Annotated in this window: 18 protein-coding genes and 1 pseudogene; 4 read left to right on the top strand and 15 right to left on the bottom strand. The window is 49.4% G+C overall.

Annotated features, from left to right (window positions below):
* Positions 1–30: 30 nt before the first annotated feature.
* From LACSTY_RS05995 to LACSTY_RS05980, 4 genes are all read right to left on the bottom strand, one after another.
* Entirely contained in the window at positions 31–717 is a 687-nt protein-coding gene (locus tag LACSTY_RS05995; RefSeq protein ID WP_087912014.1) for a histidine phosphatase family protein, read from the bottom strand.
* Between the two features lie 93 nt (positions 718–810).
* Entirely contained in the window at positions 811–1,680 is an 870-nt protein-coding gene (sdaAA, locus tag LACSTY_RS05990; protein ID WP_049169582.1) for an L-serine ammonia-lyase, iron-sulfur-dependent, subunit alpha, read from the bottom strand.
* A gap of 47 nt (positions 1,681–1,727) precedes the next feature.
* On the bottom strand, positions 1,728–2,393 hold the full coding sequence (gene sdaAB / locus LACSTY_RS05985; RefSeq protein WP_087912013.1) for an L-serine ammonia-lyase, iron-sulfur-dependent subunit beta: 666 nt from the start codon (positions 2,391–2,393) through the stop codon (positions 1,728–1,730).
* Between the two features lie 166 nt (positions 2,394–2,559).
* On the bottom strand, positions 2,560–3,210 hold the full coding sequence (locus LACSTY_RS05980; protein WP_191981863.1) for a DUF1054 family protein: 651 nt from the start codon (positions 3,208–3,210) through the stop codon (positions 2,560–2,562).
* An 89-nt stretch (positions 3,211–3,299) separates the two neighbouring features.
* Between LACSTY_RS05980 and LACSTY_RS05975 the strand changes: the two genes are divergently transcribed.
* Positions 3,300–3,746: a YueI family protein gene (locus tag LACSTY_RS05975; protein WP_087912011.1), complete on the top strand. Its 447-nt coding sequence runs from the start codon at positions 3,300–3,302 to the stop codon at positions 3,744–3,746.
* Between the two features lie 122 nt (positions 3,747–3,868).
* Here the strand turns inward: LACSTY_RS05975 and LACSTY_RS05970 are convergent, their stop codons facing one another.
* Positions 3,869–5,833, bottom strand: coding sequence for a glutamate--cysteine ligase (locus LACSTY_RS05970; RefSeq protein WP_191981869.1), 1,965 nt, complete (start codon positions 5,831–5,833; stop codon positions 3,869–3,871).
* A gap of 225 nt (positions 5,834–6,058) precedes the next feature.
* On the opposite strand from LACSTY_RS05970, the gene LACSTY_RS05965 reads away from it, so the two are divergent.
* The 3 genes from LACSTY_RS05965 to LACSTY_RS05955 all read left to right on the top strand — a co-directional run bounded on the left by LACSTY_RS05965 (position 6,059) and on the right by LACSTY_RS05955 (position 8,634).
* Positions 6,059–7,354, top strand: a complete 1,296-nt coding sequence (locus LACSTY_RS05965) for a replication-associated recombination protein A (RefSeq protein WP_087912009.1) — start codon at positions 6,059–6,061, stop codon at positions 7,352–7,354.
* Between the two features lie 440 nt (positions 7,355–7,794).
* A complete protein-coding gene (locus tag LACSTY_RS05960) occupies positions 7,795–8,073 on the top strand; it encodes a hypothetical protein (RefSeq protein WP_049169588.1) in 279 nt (92 codons plus the stop codon).
* Positions 8,074–8,133: 60 nt separating this feature from the next.
* Positions 8,134–8,634 (top strand): universal stress protein, encoded by a 501-nt coding sequence (locus LACSTY_RS05955; RefSeq protein WP_087912008.1) that lies wholly within the window; start codon positions 8,134–8,136, stop codon positions 8,632–8,634.
* Positions 8,635–8,804: 170 nt separating this feature from the next.
* Here LACSTY_RS05955 and LACSTY_RS05950 read toward each other — a convergent pair.
* The 10 genes and pseudogenes from LACSTY_RS05950 to LACSTY_RS05905 all read right to left on the bottom strand — a co-directional run.
* Positions 8,805–9,215: pseudogene (locus LACSTY_RS05950) on the bottom strand (XRE family transcriptional regulator); the annotation flags it as partial.
* 399 nt (positions 9,216–9,614) lie between these two features.
* Positions 9,615–10,583 carry a DUF2785 domain-containing protein gene (locus LACSTY_RS05945; protein WP_049169590.1) on the bottom strand — a complete coding sequence of 323 codons (969 nt, stop codon included), beginning with the start codon at positions 10,581–10,583 and terminating at the stop codon, positions 9,615–9,617.
* A gap of 81 nt (positions 10,584–10,664) precedes the next feature.
* Positions 10,665–11,045 (bottom strand): DUF1694 domain-containing protein, encoded by a 381-nt coding sequence (locus LACSTY_RS05940; RefSeq protein ID WP_010488839.1) that lies wholly within the window; start codon positions 11,043–11,045, stop codon positions 10,665–10,667.
* Positions 11,046–11,378: 333 nt separating this feature from the next.
* Positions 11,379–11,561 (bottom strand): hypothetical protein, encoded by a 183-nt coding sequence (locus LACSTY_RS05935; protein WP_087912006.1) that lies wholly within the window; start codon positions 11,559–11,561, stop codon positions 11,379–11,381.
* A 242-nt stretch (positions 11,562–11,803) separates the two neighbouring features.
* On the bottom strand, positions 11,804–13,240 hold the full coding sequence (gene sufB / locus LACSTY_RS05930; protein WP_010488843.1) for a Fe-S cluster assembly protein SufB: 1,437 nt from the start codon (positions 13,238–13,240) through the stop codon (positions 11,804–11,806).
* On the bottom strand, positions 13,233–13,679 hold the full coding sequence (gene sufU / locus LACSTY_RS05925; RefSeq protein ID WP_025012621.1) for a Fe-S cluster assembly sulfur transfer protein SufU: 447 nt from the start codon (positions 13,677–13,679) through the stop codon (positions 13,233–13,235). The genes sufB and sufU overlap by 8 nt, the downstream gene beginning before the upstream one ends.
* Positions 13,666–14,862, bottom strand: a complete 1,197-nt coding sequence (locus LACSTY_RS05920) for an aminotransferase class V-fold PLP-dependent enzyme (RefSeq protein ID WP_087912005.1) — start codon at positions 14,860–14,862, stop codon at positions 13,666–13,668. Before LACSTY_RS05920 ends, sufU begins: the two co-directional genes overlap by 14 nt.
* Positions 14,855–15,886 carry a SufD family Fe-S cluster assembly protein gene (locus tag LACSTY_RS05915; RefSeq protein ID WP_087912004.1) on the bottom strand — a complete coding sequence of 344 codons (1,032 nt, stop codon included), beginning with the start codon at positions 15,884–15,886 and terminating at the stop codon, positions 14,855–14,857. Before LACSTY_RS05915 ends, LACSTY_RS05920 begins: the two co-directional genes overlap by 8 nt.
* The gene (gene sufC, locus LACSTY_RS05910) at positions 15,879–16,646 is read right to left on the bottom strand and encodes a Fe-S cluster assembly ATPase SufC (protein WP_010488859.1); all 768 of its coding nucleotides are present in this window, start codon (positions 16,644–16,646) and stop codon (positions 15,879–15,881) included. The genes LACSTY_RS05915 and sufC overlap by 8 nt, the downstream gene beginning before the upstream one ends.
* A gap of 333 nt (positions 16,647–16,979) precedes the next feature.
* Positions 16,980–17,669 (bottom strand): methionine ABC transporter permease, encoded by a 690-nt coding sequence (locus LACSTY_RS05905; RefSeq protein ID WP_010488862.1) that lies wholly within the window; start codon positions 17,667–17,669, stop codon positions 16,980–16,982.
* Positions 17,670–17,672 lie beyond the last annotated feature (3 nt).

Here is a 17,672-nt window from a genome sequence, read left to right as displayed (position 1 = left end):
TCATCAATTCTCAGCTTTTTTGAGATCCAATCATTGTGACCACGCTTCTTGTAACCCCTGATCCCGAAACGTCGTGTTATCCACCCAGTCCACTTTGAAGCGACCGTTTTGGTACATCACCTTGCTGACGCTGGCATTTGTGAGTTCGGTGCGATTGGGTAAATCAGCGCCATGTGCCAGCAGCCACAACAAACTGGCAGTCCCGTGACTGACGACCAAAATGCTCGTCTCATGAGCGGCTTCTGCTGCGGCGACAATCCGGCGCAATGCCAAATCATAGCGGGAAACAATTTGTTGGGTGTTTTCTGCCTGATTGGTCACATCCGCGGCATGAAACCTGTCAGGAATTGTCTCAAGTGGCACCTTGCCACTTGTCACGAGTTGATGGTAATCCGGGACGCCAAAAACTTCTTCTGAAACATCTTTGAGTTCGCGACCTTCAAAAATACCATCATTTTCCTCACGTAAACCGCTATTGGTTTCAACTGGCTGTTTTTCGTCCATCCCCAAAAGAATCTGTTGCGCCGTTTCTTGAGCGCGAATGAGATCACTGGAGACAACCCGATCAAACTTCAAGCCACTTGCCTTTAAGCCCAAACCCAGAGCAAATGCCTGTTTACGGCCATGGGCATCCAAGCGCGAATTAGTCACACCTTGAATCAACTGGCGAACATTACCTGCAGTTTCTCCGTGTCGGACTAAGTATAAATTAATCACAGTCTGCTCCCTTTCAAAACGTGCCATTCACCGACATCAACAATGAATCATAGCTGTCCTTGCCCGAATGTTTCATTCAGTTATCCTCGACAATCATGCTTTGCCAAAGATTTTCTTCTTCAACCGTAAACCCGTTGGTGTTGTCGCCAAGCCACCTTCACCGGTTTCCCGCAACGTAGCCGGCAACTGCATCCCCACGCGATTCACGGCTTCGATCACTTCATCGGCCGGAATCACACTAATGCACCCGGCAAGCGCCATATCGGCGGAAATCATGGCCTGACTGGCACCCAGCGCATTACGTTTCACACATGGCACTTCCACCAAGCCGGCAACCGGATCGCACACCAACCCCATCATATTTTGCAAGGTAATCGCAACGGCCGTAGCCGCCTGCTCGGCCGTACCGCCGTTAGCCGTCACCAACGCCGCCGCGGCCATCGCACTAGCCGAACCGACTTCTTCCTGACAGCCGCCTTCCGCACCGGCAATTCCAGCGTTATTGGCAATCACCAAGCCAAACGCACCGGCTGTGAAAAGAAAATCCAGCTGCTGGTCATGGCTCAAATGAAGCCGATCGCGCATTGCTAGTAAGACCCCGGCCAAAACGCCCGCCGAGCCAGCAGTCGGTGTCGCGCAAATAAGTCCCATTTTGGCATTGACTTCATTCACCGCAATCGCATTGCGCACTGCTTCCATAATCGGCTGACCGCTCATAAATTGCTGGTCAGTAATATAGGTGTTCAGTTTCTTCGCCTCGCCACCGGTCAGACCAGTGACACTTTTAACGCCAGCGATGCCTTCCTTCACCGATCGCTCCATGACTTCAAGGTTTCGACTCATCAAATGGCGGATCTGCTCTTCGGTTCGCGTCGAATTTTCAACTTCCGTGTGCACCATCAGCGCCGCAACAGAAGGAAAAGCATGACTTTGCTCAACAAGCTCTTTGACGGTATAAAACATTTTCCGCTCCTTTATCAGGCAATTCGTGACAACTTTTTAAATGCGATTCACTCGAAATAAGTCACATTGCGCATGTGCGGCAGCAACTTCAACTTTGCCAGAATATCAGCTTGATAATCATCAGCCTCAATAATCATAATTGCCTGCTTACCTTTAGCCGTTCGCGTGACCGTCATGGTGCCGATATTAATCCCTGCATTCGAAAAAATGCCAGTCACTTTCGCAATCATCCCCGGAACATCATCGTGAATGGTGATATAAGTCGGCTGGCCCATACTCAACGAAATCTTGAAGCCATTGATTTCTGTGATCTGAATGTTACCGCCGCCAATCGAAACGCCGGTCACCGCCAGTCGATGATCGCCAGCTTGCAAGACGATATGGGCCGTGTTAGGATGATCAACCTTATCGCTTTTCGGCACAAAACTGACTTTGATGCCTTGATCGTATGCCAATTTCAAGGATTCCGGCAGTCGCGGATCATCAGGCGCCATCCCCAGTAGTCCAGCGACCAGTGCCACATCTGTTCCGTGACCACGATAGGTTTTGGCAAATGATTCATACAGATAAATCGTAATGACTTCCGGTTTTTCGCCAAAAATATCACGCACGACTTTGCCGATACGTGCCGCCCCGGCAGTATGGGAACTGCTCGGCCCGACCATGACGGGACCGATAATATCAAAGACACTGTGAAACCGAATATCTGGCATGGCTTTCTCCTTATTTGCGGGTGTCACCAGTCGCTCAACGCAGGCTGACGTTTAAAAACAACGTGAGTTTCTATTCAATGTGATTTTACCACCCTGAACTTCGGTATGCTTGGTTTTAAGAGCTTTCGTTCTATTTCTTCCTCGCGGCTAATTGACAGTCAGTTCATCACTTTTTTGCCTGATAAGCCGCCACGTTTTGCACGAGCTGATCCAATATCGGTGTCAATTCAGCGACACGCTCCTGAATCTCTGTCCACAAGACATCCGGGGTTGTCCAAATAGGATCATCTGCTAAATATACCTGTCCGATGAGGAACTCGGCATTTTTAACCGTTTCAAACCGCGCAATTTTCTTTGTCAACGCGGTTGGACTGAGCGCAACCGCAGCCTTGGCGGTATGGTCATCAGCTATCAGCCAGTGACCGGGCATCTTTTTGACCAGCGGTGCGACGCCTGCCAACAGCTGCGGTACCATTTTACTTTCACGCAAACAAGCGAGCCATAAAAACAGACGATCATCCCAAAAGCCCAATTCAAGGTGCGGCAACATTTTATAGCCGCGCCGACTCGTGGAAAAGGCAACCCATGTGTTAGGCGGCGGATTCTTATGGCGGCGCTGATGTTTTGCGATATGGGTAAAAACCGGGCGATTGGCCGTCTGCAACAAAGGCACAATTGTCTTGGCGGCCTCGGCAAACTTTGGATCTAGCCGCGCGCGAATTAAGGCCATTCGCGCCTCTAGTGTTGGCGCTGCAAAAGCCTCGAAATCTGCTTGGGTAAACACTGGCCTCTCATCCCTTTCTTTACAAAAGATCATGTTACAATGAGACACATGAAGTGGCGGTGATTAGTGACTAGATCATCACTGCTTCACAGATAACTCAATTGAAGGAGGACGCATCAATCATGTCAGACGATAACATGCAGGAACATCTGAATAGTGCACTTTATGGTCCCCCGCAGACCAATCCCGATGAGCGCCGGCGGTTTATGGGTTCATTACGCGAAAGAGTTGCCTTACGCGTTTCCAACCAGGAATTGGCTGACCCTAAACGCCAGCACCAAGTAGCCCCGCTGCTAAAAGATTTCCATGACCACGGCTACAAGGCCTTGTTAAACGGTAAACTTGATAACGCCATCACGGGTCCTTACATGAAAATGCTCACCGACGCCAACATTCCGTTTACGCTGGTGGCAAATGAAACCGCCCAAACTGATGACAAAGCTGCGGGCCTGCTGATTGTTTCAGACAAAGCCATCAACCAAAGCACGATCGACCTGCCACCATTGGATCAAGATCAAGACAAAACCAAACCCAAGAAACGCGGCTTCGATTTGTTCAAGCATCTGTAAGCAAGCTATCACTGGCATGGTTCACATCAATAAAAAATATAAAAGCAAGTACTCCCAGAAACGCGTGCGTTTCCGGGAGTACTTTTGTTTAGCTGGAGCGACAGAACTTTTAATGACATCAGTTACTTTTCAGCAAATAACCAGTTCAACAGTTTCGGCGCAATGAAGCGCGGTGTGCCCATATCCGGCTGTTGCGGTGAAGTTAGGTCTGGTGCCGGATTGACACTGATCACCACGGCTTGTCCTGCCACATCCGGATCATAGGCAGCATACAGATTATCAATCACGATGTCGACTGCGGCTACTGGCAAATCAAGAGCTGCCGCTGCTTCAACGGCCAGCTTTTTATAACTTGGATCAATCTCATCCGTGACATCATAAAGATCGCCACCGGTTTGCGGATGGGCTGCAGTCGCCAGAAAAATCTGCTGGCCACGCCGCAAAACGGTCTCCGGGGTGACGGATTGCAACTTCAATTGACGCAGAGCAGCGGCATCGAGTTGCAACTGGCGGGCAGCCGGTCGGGTCCCATTTTTCAGTGCCACCAATTCTTTAATGGCTTTGCGGCCATCTCCCACCACATTCGCCGCCGCGGTTTCCAAAACACTGAGGACCTGCTGACTGACAATGGTAAAATGATAGGTCGTTCCCCGCGCCATCATCTCGATTAAGACCCCGTGATAACGGTTGGCTTCATGAAAAGCGCGGGCAAACTCCTTTTCAGTCGGCGGAACTGCAAACTGTTCAACCGCAACGCCTTGGCTGCGTGCTTCCGGTTTAACCACAATGCTTTTATGCGCAAAACTCCGCTCAAACGCTGACTTGGCATCTGACCACCGAGTGAACTTCGCACCGCGGGCAACCGGTATGCCAGCCGCAGCAAGTAGCTTTTTCGCGGCATGCCGGTGCGTCGCAACTAACAAGGCATTACCCGGCGTGTATTTGGTAATGGTACCATCGACAATCACGTGTGTTTGCGTATCTGTCGCAATTTGCACCAACCCTTGTTGCCGATCCAAAAGCGTAAATTGATAACCGCCATCAATGGCAGCCTGCACCAACGCCTGCGTATTACCCGACAAATCGACCATGCCCGGTAACCCGTCCGTGCCCGCCAAATCCGTGCGGGCTTCCTCACTTAACGATTTGGCCGCGGCATTTTTATCGCCAAAAGCGGCCGCAACCTGACCGGCAACCGTCGTCTCCGGTTTCATCAAACGGGTTTGCATCAGTTCAAACGCCTGCTTCTGTTGCGCTGTCATTCCCATATGATTCAACCACGTGGCCATAGCATCCATGGTCGCTGTCAGTTCCTTAATTGGCGTTGCAGGCTCCATTGCGGCAATTTTCCCTGCTTCTTCCAAAGCATGGCGACGCACTTCACTGGCCACCGCGACCGGAATCGCCGGCTGACTCAACGCAAACCAGCAACTATCCCGTAAAAAGGTCAGCATTTGAGGGGTTATGCCGCTAGCTGTATAAGGGTCAAGTTCGACCATGACATCCAAGGCCAGCGTTCGATCCAGATGGTCCGGATCGGTCACCTTTTGAACCAGCTGGCGCTCCTGATCCGGCGATGGCCAAAATGCTTGGTGACCGGACAGCGGCGTTGCAGCAAATAAATCCGTCAGTAAAGGCAACTGGCGCATCAGACCATTCGCAACCAAGTCGTAAACCTCATTGCGGTAAGCCACATAATCCGGACCCTGCCCCTGAAAATTTTCCGCAGTATACAGGCGTTCAAACAACGTTTCCGGCAAAACAATGCGAACGACTTGCTGATTCACGTGCTCTTCGGAAAAAACCGGCAAACGCCCGCCTTCAGGCAAATTTGCCCAAATACGACTGAGCCCTGCGCGCAATTCAGCAACCACACCCGCAAAATCGTCCAACAACGGTGTCGCCACCTGCAAAGTCGAAGCCGACAATGGCTGTACCAATGCATGTCGACTTAATTGGGGCCAGGCAGCCAACTGCGCGCCTTCCGGTAACACCGGCTTCACCGTCCGCACAACGCCAAGCCGGGTCTGCGTGGCCAAATCAGATAAATGCTGTTTTTGAATCAGTTGCCAATAATGATTCACAATGTGTCATTCCTTTAGTTGATGATTTAGAATTAGATTAACACGCTGGAGGCAAGAGCGCGAACAGGAGCGGTTAGAAATCGGAGTGTAAGCGTGTTTATGCAAGAGCGCGAGCCACCACGTTGAGAAAAACTTCTTCCCGTCCCGCTAAGCTCCCTTGCAATTCTTTACACCTTAATCAAGACAAACTCAACTGTTACACGCAACCTTTTACGAGGAGGAATTCCTTTGCAACAACCGCTTGCTTATCGCATGCGCCCGCAAAATTTAGATGAAGTCGTCGGCCAACAGGATCTCGTCGGTCCAGGAAGAATTATCCGCCGCATGGTCAGTGCCCATCGCCTAAGTTCCATGATTCTCTATGGCCCGCCCGGCACTGGGAAAACCAGCATCGCCAGCGCCATTGCCGGCAGTACGAAATATGCTTTTCGCATTTTAAACGCTGCCACTGACACTAAAAAAGATCTGCAAATTGTCGCGGAAGAAGCCAAAATGAGTGGCACGGTGATTTTGCTCCTGGACGAAATCCATCGATTGGATAAAACCAAACAGGACTTTTTGCTGCCGTTACTGGAAAGTGGCCGGATTATCTTGATCGGGGCCACCACTGAAAATCCTTATATGAATATCCAGCCCGCCATTCGCAGTCGTACCCAGATTTTCCAGGTCAAACCGTTGACGGCTGATGATATCAGCACCGCCATTGATCGGGCACTGACAGACAAAAAACGCGGCTTAGGCAAGTATCAGGTCGATTTACAGCCAAAGGCCCGTGACTACCTCACCCACGCCACAAGCGGCGATTTACGGGCCGCACTCAATGGTCTTGAGCTCGCCGTTTTATCAACCCCGGCAGATCAGGATGGCACCATTACCATTGACTTGACGACCATTCAACAAAGCCTGCAGAAGCCATCGTTAGCCGGAGATGTCAATGGCGATGCCCATTACGACATTATTTCAGCGTTTCAAAAGTCCATTCGGGGCTCTGACGTGAACGCCGCTTTGCACTACCTCGCCCAATTAATCGCAATCGGCGACTTGAACAGTATTACGCGGCGGTTGTTGGTGATCGCTTATGAAGACATCGGCTTAGCCAATCCGGCAACCGCCAGCCGCACGCTAACGGCGATTCAAAGCGCCGAACGCTTGGGACTTCCTGAAGGTCGCATTCCGCTTGCCGATGCTGTGATCGATCTTTGCCTTGCACCGAAAAGTAACTCCGGCATCAAAGCGATTGACGCCGCCCTCGCTGACGTCGAAAGTGGCCACGCTGGCCAAATTCCCGATGATCTGCGCGATGCCCATTACCGCGGCGCCAAGAAACTGGGACATGGAAAAGGCTACAAGTTGCCGCACAATTATCCTAACGGCTGGGTAGCGCAGCAATACTTGCCAGATAATCTCAAGCATCAACAGTACTACCATCCTAAAACCACCGGACGTTATGAAGCCGCGCTAGCCCAGCGCCAGCAGCAACTTGAAGAATGGCAACGTGATGCCGAAAAGTTGAAGAAAAAGTAACGAAAGCGTTTCCGCTTGCACCTATGCGGCTTCTCGTGCTACTATAACGGTGAAAGTTCTAAGGTGTTCGCGCTTCCTTAACTATCAGTTGACCGAACAGTATCGAGACCTTGGGACCGGAAGAGCCATAGACGGTGCTGCTATTTCACTTAGCGGCTAATGTCTACGACGTCTGGACCCACATAGCTAGCAGCGGGTTTCAACGATCCGGGAAGAAAACGGCACCAATTAGTCTTTCACAAAAAACCAATCATGTTTTTGGCCGGCTCCGTGCCGGCTTTTTTAATGCCAAAATTGCAGCATTACTGAAGCGAATGCCCTCCAAGTAACTGCAAGTTGTTAATCAGATCATTCATGTACGTCGGCGATATTAAAAAGCCAACCGCTTTTCCTTGCTGCTGTGGCATAATATAAGCAAACGGCTAGGAAGGACTGATCCTTTGACAATCATTTTAATGTGCATTTACGCGGTCGCCTTGTTCGGGTTGGCAGCCTACACATGGCTTCATCGCTATCAGAACTTTCTGATTATCAAAAAACCGTCTCCGGGCATGACGCGTTTTCTCAAGAACTTTGCCTATCTTTTCACCCTTGTCGGCATCCTCGCCATCATCGGTGGGATTCTGTTCCCGATGTGGGCGAATTTGGTCATTTTGGTTAGCGGCGCTTTTTTAGCAACCGTTTTTGTTTTTATCAGCCTAACCCAGATGAAGTTGTGAAACGCTTTTCATTTAATTTCCCGATGGAATCAAGTACAATGAAGATAGAGGTGATGAGGAATGTTACAACAATATCAACATATTTTGGTTGCGATCGATGGCTCATATGAAGCCGAGTTAGCATTCAAAAAAGCGGTTGCCGTTGCCAAACGAAATCAGGCGGAGTTAATTCTTATTCATATCGTTGATACCCGCGCGTTCCAGAACGTTTCCAGCTTTGATTCAGCGATGGTCGAACAAGTAACGGAAAATGCTAAGAGCACCATGGAAGGTTATGTCGATCAGGCCAAAAAAGCCGGATTAGACAAGGTCAGTTTCAGCATTGAATACGGCGCACCAAAAACAATCATCGCCAGAGACATCCCCAAAGCTAAAAATATCGATCTGATCATGATTGGGGCAACTGGTTTAAACGCCGTTGAACGTCTGCTGATTGGATCGGTCACCGAATACGTCACGCGGAACGCTTTATGCGATGTCCTCGTGGTTCGGACTGACTTGACCAACAAGCCGGCACTGGCAAGTACGAAAAAACCAACCGAACAACATCAAGATGAATAAACCTTAGTAAACTGAATGACGGAGAATTTACCAATTCGCCATTCAATTGATCCAAACGCATTGGGAACATAAAAATACCTGAGACCATTGTCAGCTGCATCAAACAGATGCTGTTGACAATGCCTCAGGTATTTTTTGAATATCACCAAACGATTGCCGATAACTGGCGGTTATGCAGTCTCGCTGTTTGGCTTTTGTGTTACCATTTCGGCAGCAAGACTTGCCGCCAGTGCAGTGGATCCGGTAACTTGAGCAAACGCAATGGCGATTTGATAACTCTTAGCTGCCTCCGGATTACCAAGTAATTTCAAGGCTCGGGCCTGCAAGGTGTAAAGTTCGTCAAGCAAAAAAAGCTTATCGTGCTTAACGGCTTCACGAATACCATGGTCGGTATACTTCAAAACGGCTTTAAAATCACTTAGTTCGTAGTATACGCGCGCAATATGCCAATAAATCGTCAGTTCAACATCGAGATACTTACTGTCAGACAGCGGCACATGTTTTAACATGCGCAATGCCTGATCAATGTAGACCCGTGAACGATCAAAGGTATGCTTGTCCGCATATGCCAGTCCCAAGCCACGGATAACTGGTTTTAAAAGCTAACAATAACAACCGGTATTTATTCTTTTTTTGTAAAAAAATTTTTTAAATTTTGAGCTTTGATAATGAAAAAGGTCACAATGTCAAAACTAGCATACTATAATATCTGTTTATTTATATTTAAACATAAATATTTCTATTGCTCTGGTCTTCAAAAATTGTTACAACTCATAGGCCATACAAATCAACCTCATCCTGCTTTTAGTAAGATTAAAAAGTATACCAATCTCTTACTTAAAACTGGCTTCTGCTTAAAAACGCGTTCGCTGGGCCAGAAACCTGCACATAAGGACCTTGGTCGCAATGGCCAGGATCGGGCCATCACGCCCAAGGCCACTTATGCTCCGGTTTCTAAGCGGCCCAGCTCACGCTCTCATTCAGAATAGATCGACAATCTGTTGAATATAATCCGTAATCGGTTGCGGCAAATCAGCGCGTAATGTCAGTGCCTGCAACAAACGATTGCGATTGTACCACCGCACCCAAAAAGCGTAAGATTCCTGCGGGCGAATATTGACCAGCGTATGTTGCCAGTTCTTGAGGCACATTAAAAGCGTCTCGCTATAAAACTGGTTAACATTGGTGATACCGCTGAGATACAAGGCCATTCGATGATCCTCGCCGAAAATTAACGGCGTTTCAATGCGCCGCCAAGCTTCTACGACTGCTGCCATCAAGAAGACTTTCTCGGATCGCGGCAAAACATCGACTTGACTCAGTTCTTCCAACATATTGCCAATATGCGTAAATGCATGGGCCCAGCCTTTGGTTTCGACATATCCCCGGCCATCTCTTTCAAGCAGAATATACGTCCCGATATTCTGCACAGTTGTCAGATAATCAGCTTTACTGAGAATATGATAGCGATTCTGATCGGCATAAATCATACCGCTCAAAATCATAACCGCAAAGCTTCGCAGAAACACGGCATCATTTTGGGGCTCGAAGATATGACTGAACAAAATATCCGGCGCTTGCAACCGTTTAAAAAGCGCCTTGACTTGCTCATTCGTAAACGCCTCTGCCTGAAACAAATCATTAAATAAGAAAAAAACGCCTTTGTCCCGGACAGCAGGTTTGGTACTGGCTAAATGCGCCACCAAAAAGGCAATCTCATCATCAGTGACGCTCGGATCACTCGTTTGCTTGATCCGCTTTTGAATGGTTCGAATTCTTGCAATAGCGGTTTTATCATCGCGCGGAATCGTGACACGCGTTTTCGATTCCGTTGCGATGCTATCAATGACTTTTCCCAGCATATCCGGCAATGTTGCAAAAATTTTACCTTGATTCAGTAATGTCCGCAGTTGCTGGACTGTGGTTTGAATAGTATCAAGTTGCGTCAAAATGGGCCTCCTTTTAAAGCTAAATGGCATTGTGGTGCGGTTTGCCGTCGCCAAGCAATCCCATGGTCATGCCTGCTGGTTTTACAACAAAATCGGACGACTGATTTTTTGCGTTGGATGTGCAAGAACCCAGCCAAAGTCGGTCGGCAACACTCGCTTGGTGACGCGCATCCCCGGCTGATTCATAATCGTAAATGGATATTGATGCGCCAGTGCTTGCAACATATATTGATTGACTAAGCTTTCCCCCATCCGACCGTTCAAAAAGATCCGATAACCGGGATAGCGCGTCAGCACCGAGTCAAGCATCGCCGTAATTCGGGCATCCCGCAGTTGCCGAATGGTCACGGCCATTGCCACCCGTTCGCGAAAATTGCCTAGAAAAGCCCGCTTTTCATCCGGCTTGATGGTTGGAATACCCAGCGCCATTGTTTTAATGAAATGTTCCAAGTCTTCAGCCATGATCTTCCTCCTGCCGCTTGATCATAATGTGCTACCCAGAAGTCACGATTCGATTAGCCAACGCCAATCCATACATTCACCCATTGTAGCACCCGTGTCTAAATAGCGTCCACTTACTCCGAAGGTCAAAAAACGACAAGACCGCATGGCAGCTATCACACTTGCCATGCGGTCTTGTCGACGTTCGGATCAACAACCCGAACCGGCACCGTCTCTGCTAATCAAGTTACCTAGCTCAAGACAACGTCGCGATGTTTAATTTCCTGAGCCTTATCTTAAAAACGTTCGGCCACTTCCTCTCACCTACTACCACATCCCCCAACTTTATCCACTTTAAACGCGCTTTTTACGATACAAACGCGCAATTCGCTCCACATAAGCTGTCGGAGCCTTTTCAATGCCTTCATGGCGATCCCGATAATGCCAGATCTGGCCAATGCTGATGCCAGTTTCCTGTGCAATTTTAGACAGCGCCATTGATTGCAAGACTTTCCTTGCTTTATCATAGTTGTCCATTAGCAGCCCCCCTCAATGTTGCCATTTTGGTACCGCATCTATCATAAAACAAAAAGTTAGGCTTGCCTAATACTTTGTTTAAAAAAACAGCCAATCACCAACTAGCTGCGTATTCACGCGAGTATTGATGACTGACTGATTTTAGACATACCGAAATTATCCAATATTAACTTGTCGATTATTTTGTGGAGAGTACTTTCCTAGAAGCACCAAAACGCCCCACAAACCGCGTCACCACAGCATCACCCAACCGAGCCGTCCATTTCCATGCCGATGAGGCGATTCAACTCAACCGCATATTCCATCGGCAACTCTTTGGTGAACGGCTCCACGAAGCCCATGATGATCATTTCGGTCGCCTTGGCTTCGGAAATCCCACGGCTCATTAAATAATACAGCTGCTCTTCCGAAACTTTCGAAACCTTTGCTTCGTGTTCCATTGAGACCGTCGAATTGTGGATTTCGTTGTAAGGAATGGTGTCGCTGGAACTCTTTTCATCCATTAAAATCGTGTCGCATTCCACGTGACAAAAGGCGTTGTCGGCCTTTTTGGTAAACCGAACCGTTCCGCGATAGTCAACTGCCCCGCCATCTTTGGCAATGGATTTGGAGACGATCGAACTGCTTGTGTTCGGCGCATTATGAATCATGCGCGCCCCGTTATCCTGATCGACACCTTCGCCGGCCACCGCAATACTGAGCATCGTCCCGTGTGCCCCTTTGCCGTCCAGATAGACGCTAGGGTACTTCATGGTTGTCTTACTGCCAAGATTGCCGTCAACCCACTCCATTGTGGCATTATCAAGCGCCTGAGCCCGCTTGGTTTCAAGCGAGAACACATTCTTGCTCCAATTTTGAATCGTCGTGTAGCGGCAATAGGCATCATTTTTAACAAAGACCTCGACGACCGCTGCATGTAAACTATCACTGGAATAATTCGGTGCCGTACACCCTTCAACATAGTTAACGTGCGCGCCCGGTTCCACAATGATGAGGGTCCGTTCAAATTGTCCTGTGTTCTCCGCATTGATTCGGAAGTAACTTTGAATGGGCACATCGGTTTGGACACCTTTAGGAACATAAATAAAACTGCCGCCTGACCAAACCGCACCATTAAGCGCCGCAAACTTGTTGTCGCTAGGCTTAACCAATTTTCCAAAGTATTCATGCACGAGTTCGGGATATTCCTTCAACGCCGAATCCATGTCCATGAAAATAATCCCTAGCTTTTCAAATTCATTGCGCATATTGTGATAAACCACTTCAGATTCGTATTGCGCACTGGCACCGGCCAGGTATTTCCGCTCGGCTTGCGGCACGCCGAGACGATCGAATGTTTTCTTGATCGTATCCGGCACGTCATCCCAATCGCGATACGTGCGATCAGTCGCTTTTTGGAAATAAAGCATATTGTCCAAGTCCAAATCCGACAAATCCGGGCCAAAATTCGGCATTGCCAGCTTACGGTATGTTGCATACGCCTTCAACCGATAATCCAGCATCCACTCTGGCTCATGTTTTTCCGCCGAGATGGCCCGTACCGTTTCTTCGGTAAGCCCACGGCCAGTTGAATAGACCGGCTTGATATCGTCTTTAAAATCAGCGGGGTTTTCGTCAGGTAAAAAGTCGATATCCGCCGCAACAGTTTCATTATTTTTGGTATTTTTTGTCTCAGTCATCGGTTTTACCTTTCTGCGTCAAAACTTGCGCAGCTGCTTTCCATGCTAACGTGGCACATTTGATGCGTGCCGGAAACTGATGAACGCCTTTTAACACAGCTGCATCCCCCAGCCGGTCGGCATCAGGAACATCGCCTTTGATAATCAGGTCGGAAAAAGTTTCGACCATCTGCTCAATTTCGGCTGGCGTTTTACCTAGAATCTGATCGGTCATCAGGCTCGCACTCGCCTGGGAAATGGTACAACCACTGCCGGAAAAAGCAACATCGTTCACTCGGCCATCCTTTTCACTAATCTGCAAGTGTAAAACATCACCGCAGCTGGGGTTGCGCACCGTGATCTCGTGATCAAAATCAGCTAAAACGCCGTGATGCCGCGGGTGTTGCGCCTCGTCGAGAATCACCGCGCGATACATTTGATCTAGCTTAGTCAATGCCATGGAAATACCTCCTTGCGGCCTGAACAGCTTCAACCAATTTCGTGACATCATCCTGATTGTTGTAGACCCCAAAACTGGCGCGCACCGTTGCTGGCACTCCTAACCTGGCCATGAGTGGCTGGGCGCAGTGATGGCCGGCGCGCACGGCGATTTGCTGCTCATCCAGGAAGGTGGCAACATCGTGGGGATGAATACCCGTTAAATTAAACGAAACCGTTGCCAGACTGTCCTCGTTGCCATAAACCGTTAGATCCGGAATCGCCGTCAACGCGGTTCGCAATTGATTCGTCAATTCATGTTCGGTTTGTAATGCCGCGGCATCAACGTTTTCCTGAAACCAATGCAATGCCGCGCCCATGCCAATCACACCGGCGATATGGGGCGTGCCGGCTTCATACTTGATCGGCCCGTCTGCCCACGTACTTTCTTGATCACGAACTTCGGAAATCATTTCACCGCCAAATTGAATCGGCGGCATTTTTGCCAATAAGTCAGCACGACCGTAAAGCGCGCCGATCCCTGTTGGCCCATAGATTTTATGTCCGGAAAAAGCGTAGAAGTCCGCGCCTAACGCTTGGACATCAACTGCCATATGAGCGACTGCCTGAGCGCCGTCGACGACAACAATGGCCCCCACGTCATGCGCTTTTTTCGTAATCTCTGCAACTGGCAGCGTATCGCCGGCAACATTGGTCACTTGGGCAATCGCTACTAAGTTGGTGCCTGGGGTAATCGCGGCCAACAAGGCGGGCACGTCGACTGTCCCGTCCGGATGAACCGGCGTTACAGTGAAGGTTGCTTGCTGACGCTTAGCAAGTTGCTGCCACGGAATAAAATTGCTGTGGTGTTCGGCGCCGCTGACCACAATCCGGCCGCCAGCAGGCACTGCATGCGGGCCAAATGCACTCGCCACCAAATTCAGACTATCTGTCGTGCCACGAGTAAAGATAATCTCATCGGCACTTTGGGCATGAAGGAAATCAGCGACTTGCTGGCGAACTCCTTCATATGCCTCAGTCGTATCATAGGCCAACTTGTAGAGACCGCGGTGCACGTTGGCATTATCATTAATATAGTAGTTCTGTAGGCTATCCAACAAGGCTTGCGGCTTTTGAGAAGTCGCTGCGGTATCTAAATAAACCAGATCAGGATGAGCCTTAAAAAACGGAAATTGTTCACGCATCTTCAGCCACCAGCGTTCGATCAATCGTTGCAAACAGTTCTTTCTTCAGCCGAACATCGTCGATTTCAGCCAAACCGCCTTCCAAAAAGCCGCGGATCACCAATCGCTTTGCTAAGGTTGCGGAAAGTCCGCGACTCATTAAATAGTAAAGCTGATCGGCATTCACCCGCGTCACGGAAGCAGCATGTCCGGCCGTGACGTCATTTTCATCAATTAATAGGATTGGGTTGGCATCGCCTTCTGCTCGCTGTGATAACATCAACACGCGATTTTCCTGTTGGGCATCGCTCCCGCGGGCACCCTTGATGATGTGGCCAATCCCATTAAACATCAGGTGGGCATTACCGGTAATCACACCGCGTTGGTTAATGTGCCCCACCGTATGCTGGCCTTCATTGGTCACAGACGTCGTATAGCTGACATGCTGATTGCCGGAAGCCAAAACGCCCACGTTAACTGTTGCTTCGGCGTTTTGTCCCAGCAAGCGAACATCGACCCGATTCAACCCGGAATTATGCGAAAACCCGGCCAATGTCCAGTTAAGCTTCGCATTGGCGGCTAATGTCGCCGTGCGATTCACCAACACAGTGTCGGCAGTAAAGCTATCATAGCTCAGCCAGTTAACGTCCGCGTCGGCATCAATCACCAGCATGAGCCAAATGCCTAGCACATGGCCGCCACTAGCCCACTTTTCCTGCAGGGTAACCTTGGCGCCTTTGCCAACATGAACGTACAGTAAACCACCGGCGTTTTTCGGCCCGGTCAGGACGATGGGGTCATCGCCGCTGACAAAATGGGCGGGAATATCGACTGTCGTTGCCCCTTGAGGTGAACGCAGCAACCATGCATCAAGCGAATTTGTCGGCGTAAAACGCTGAACTTCACTAGATCCGGCAGCGTAGGCAATTGCCTGAGGAGCATGCAAGATAACCCGATCCTCAACATTGTCAGGTTGGTTCTTCAAATAGCGCGCCAACGGAAACTTAGGCAGATTAGGCGCCGGCAGCGTTGTTGTTTCAACCATTTTGTTCACCCACTTTAAGGTGTTCATAGCCGGTCTTTTCCAATTCTTTGGCTAAGTCAGGGCCACCGCTTTCGATGATCCGGCCGCCTTTCATGACATGCACCACATCAGGAATAATATAATCCAGCAGACGCTGATAATGGGTAATGATCATGCTGCCAAATTCCGGCCCGCGCATCAGGTTAACGCCTTTGGCAACGATCCGCAGTGCATCAATATCCAAGCCGGAGTCGATTTCATCCAGTAAGCCAAAATGCGGATGAATCATCATCAACTGTAGAATTTCATTACGTTTCTTTTCACCCCCGGAAAAGCCTTGATTCAGATACCGATCTGCCATTGATTCCGGCATCTCAAGGGTTGCCATCGTCTTATCTAATTGTTTCAAAAAATCGGTAATGCGAATCTGATCATCTTCCGGACGCCGCGCATTGATCGCAGCACGAATGAACTCAGCATTCGTTACCCCGGCAATTTCCTGCGGGTACTGCATGCCAAGAAACAATCCGGCACGCGCCCGTTCATCGACAGCAAGGTCCAGAATCGACTTGCCGTCAATCAGAATGTCGCCTTGGGTCACCTCATAAGCCGGATTGCCCATGATTGTCTCGGCCAACGTCGACTTACCTGTACCATTAGGACCCATAATGGCGTGAATTTCGCCCGTCGCCAATTTCAAATTGACTCCGGTTAAAATCTCCGGATGCTCCGGTTCTGCCTTAATTTTGACGTGTAAATCTTTAATCTCAAGTGTATGCACAATGTTACCCCCGACTGGATTTGACTTTTCGTTATACCGTTATTCTACGTCATAACAACGGGTGCGGCAAACATGACAAGAGCGTGAACTGGCGCGGTTAGGAACCGGAGTGTAAGCGGGCTTGGGCGTGATGGCCCGGGCTTAGGCCATTGGCGACCAAGGTCCTTACACGCAGGTTCCTGCGCCAGTGAACGCGTTTCAAAACCGGTCTACCGTATCCCGCATTCGACACATTCAATATCAGTATACATGCAAACGCCCCACAATCATCAGACTTTGCTTATCTGACAATTGTGGGGGCGCTTGAATACAAAACGCTATTTTTTATCGCGATTAGTGGTGGCTCTTCCGTGCAAAGAAATCGCCGATAAACTGAACCAAGAAGACCAGTGCCAAAATGAAGATCAGGGAAACAATGATCACGTCGTACTGGTAACGTTGGTAGCCGACCGCAATGGCCAGATTCCCGAGACCGCCACCACCGACAGCCCCAGCCATGGCCGTTAAGCCGATGACGGAGATGATCGTCAAGACGGAAACCCGAATCAATTCGGACAACCCTTCACGCAAGTAAACGCGCCAGACAATCCCTAATGGTGAAACGCCCATCGCTTCGGCCGCTTCAATGACACCAGGATCAACCGTCAACAAGGCATTTTGTACCTGCCGCGCGTAAAACGGAGTCGTGCCGGCAATCAATGGTACCAACGCCGCGGTCGGTCCGATGCCGGTTCCGACAATGGCGCGCGTCACTGGCGTCATGATCGCCAGCAAGATGATAAACGGCACCGCTCGGAAGATGTTCACCAACTTATCCAAAACGAAGTAAAACGGATGATTGGCCAGTAGCCCGCCTTCATCGGTCAAGACCAGTAAGATCCCAATAATAATGCCTAGCACGCCGGCAACAATTGCCGTCAAGGCCGTCATGTACAGCGTCTCGTTGATCGCCTGCGTCACGCCGCCATCGCCGGACCAGATAGGCACAACGTTAGGAAAATATTTTGTAAAAAATTGTACCATCTG

The sequence above is a fragment of the Lacticaseibacillus styriensis genome (genome assembly GCF_030770295.1).
GTDB lineage: Bacteria > Bacillota > Bacilli > Lactobacillales > Lactobacillaceae > Lacticaseibacillus > Lacticaseibacillus casei.
This window is presented reverse-complemented; position numbering and strand designations above follow the sequence as displayed.

Coding starts and splice junctions, on each gene's coding strand:
- LACSTY_RS05935 (WP_087912006.1), bottom strand. CDS start 11,561: ATGGACAACTATGATAAAGCAAGGAAAGTCTTGCAATCAATGGCGCTG.
- LACSTY_RS05980 (WP_191981863.1), bottom strand. CDS start 3,210: ATGATCTTTTGTAAAGAAAGGGATGAGAGGCCAGTGTTTACCCAAGCA.
- LACSTY_RS05920 (WP_087912005.1), bottom strand. CDS start 14,862: ATGCGTGAACAATTTCCGTTTTTTAAGGCTCATCCTGATCTGGTTTAT.
- sdaAB (WP_087912013.1), bottom strand. CDS start 2,393: ATGCCAGATATTCGGTTTCACAGTGTCTTTGATATTATCGGTCCCGTC.
- sdaAA (WP_049169582.1), bottom strand. CDS start 1,680: ATGTTTTATACCGTCAAAGAGCTTGTTGAGCAAAGTCATGCTTTTCCT.
- LACSTY_RS05905 (WP_010488862.1), bottom strand. CDS start 17,669: ATGGTACAATTTTTTACAAAATATTTTCCTAACGTTGTGCCTATCTGG.
- LACSTY_RS05940 (WP_010488839.1), bottom strand. CDS start 11,045: ATGGCTGAAGACTTGGAACATTTCATTAAAACAATGGCGCTGGGTATT.
- sufU (WP_025012621.1), bottom strand. CDS start 13,679: ATGGCATTGACTAAGCTAGATCAAATGTATCGCGCGGTGATTCTCGAC.
- LACSTY_RS05955 (WP_087912008.1), top strand. CDS start 8,134: ATGTTACAACAATATCAACATATTTTGGTTGCGATCGATGGCTCATAT.
- sufB (WP_010488843.1), bottom strand. CDS start 13,240: ATGACTGAGACAAAAAATACCAAAAATAATGAAACTGTTGCGGCGGAT.
- LACSTY_RS05975 (WP_087912011.1), top strand. CDS start 3,300: ATGTCAGACGATAACATGCAGGAACATCTGAATAGTGCACTTTATGGT.
- LACSTY_RS05915 (WP_087912004.1), bottom strand. CDS start 15,886: ATGGTTGAAACAACAACGCTGCCGGCGCCTAATCTGCCTAAGTTTCCG.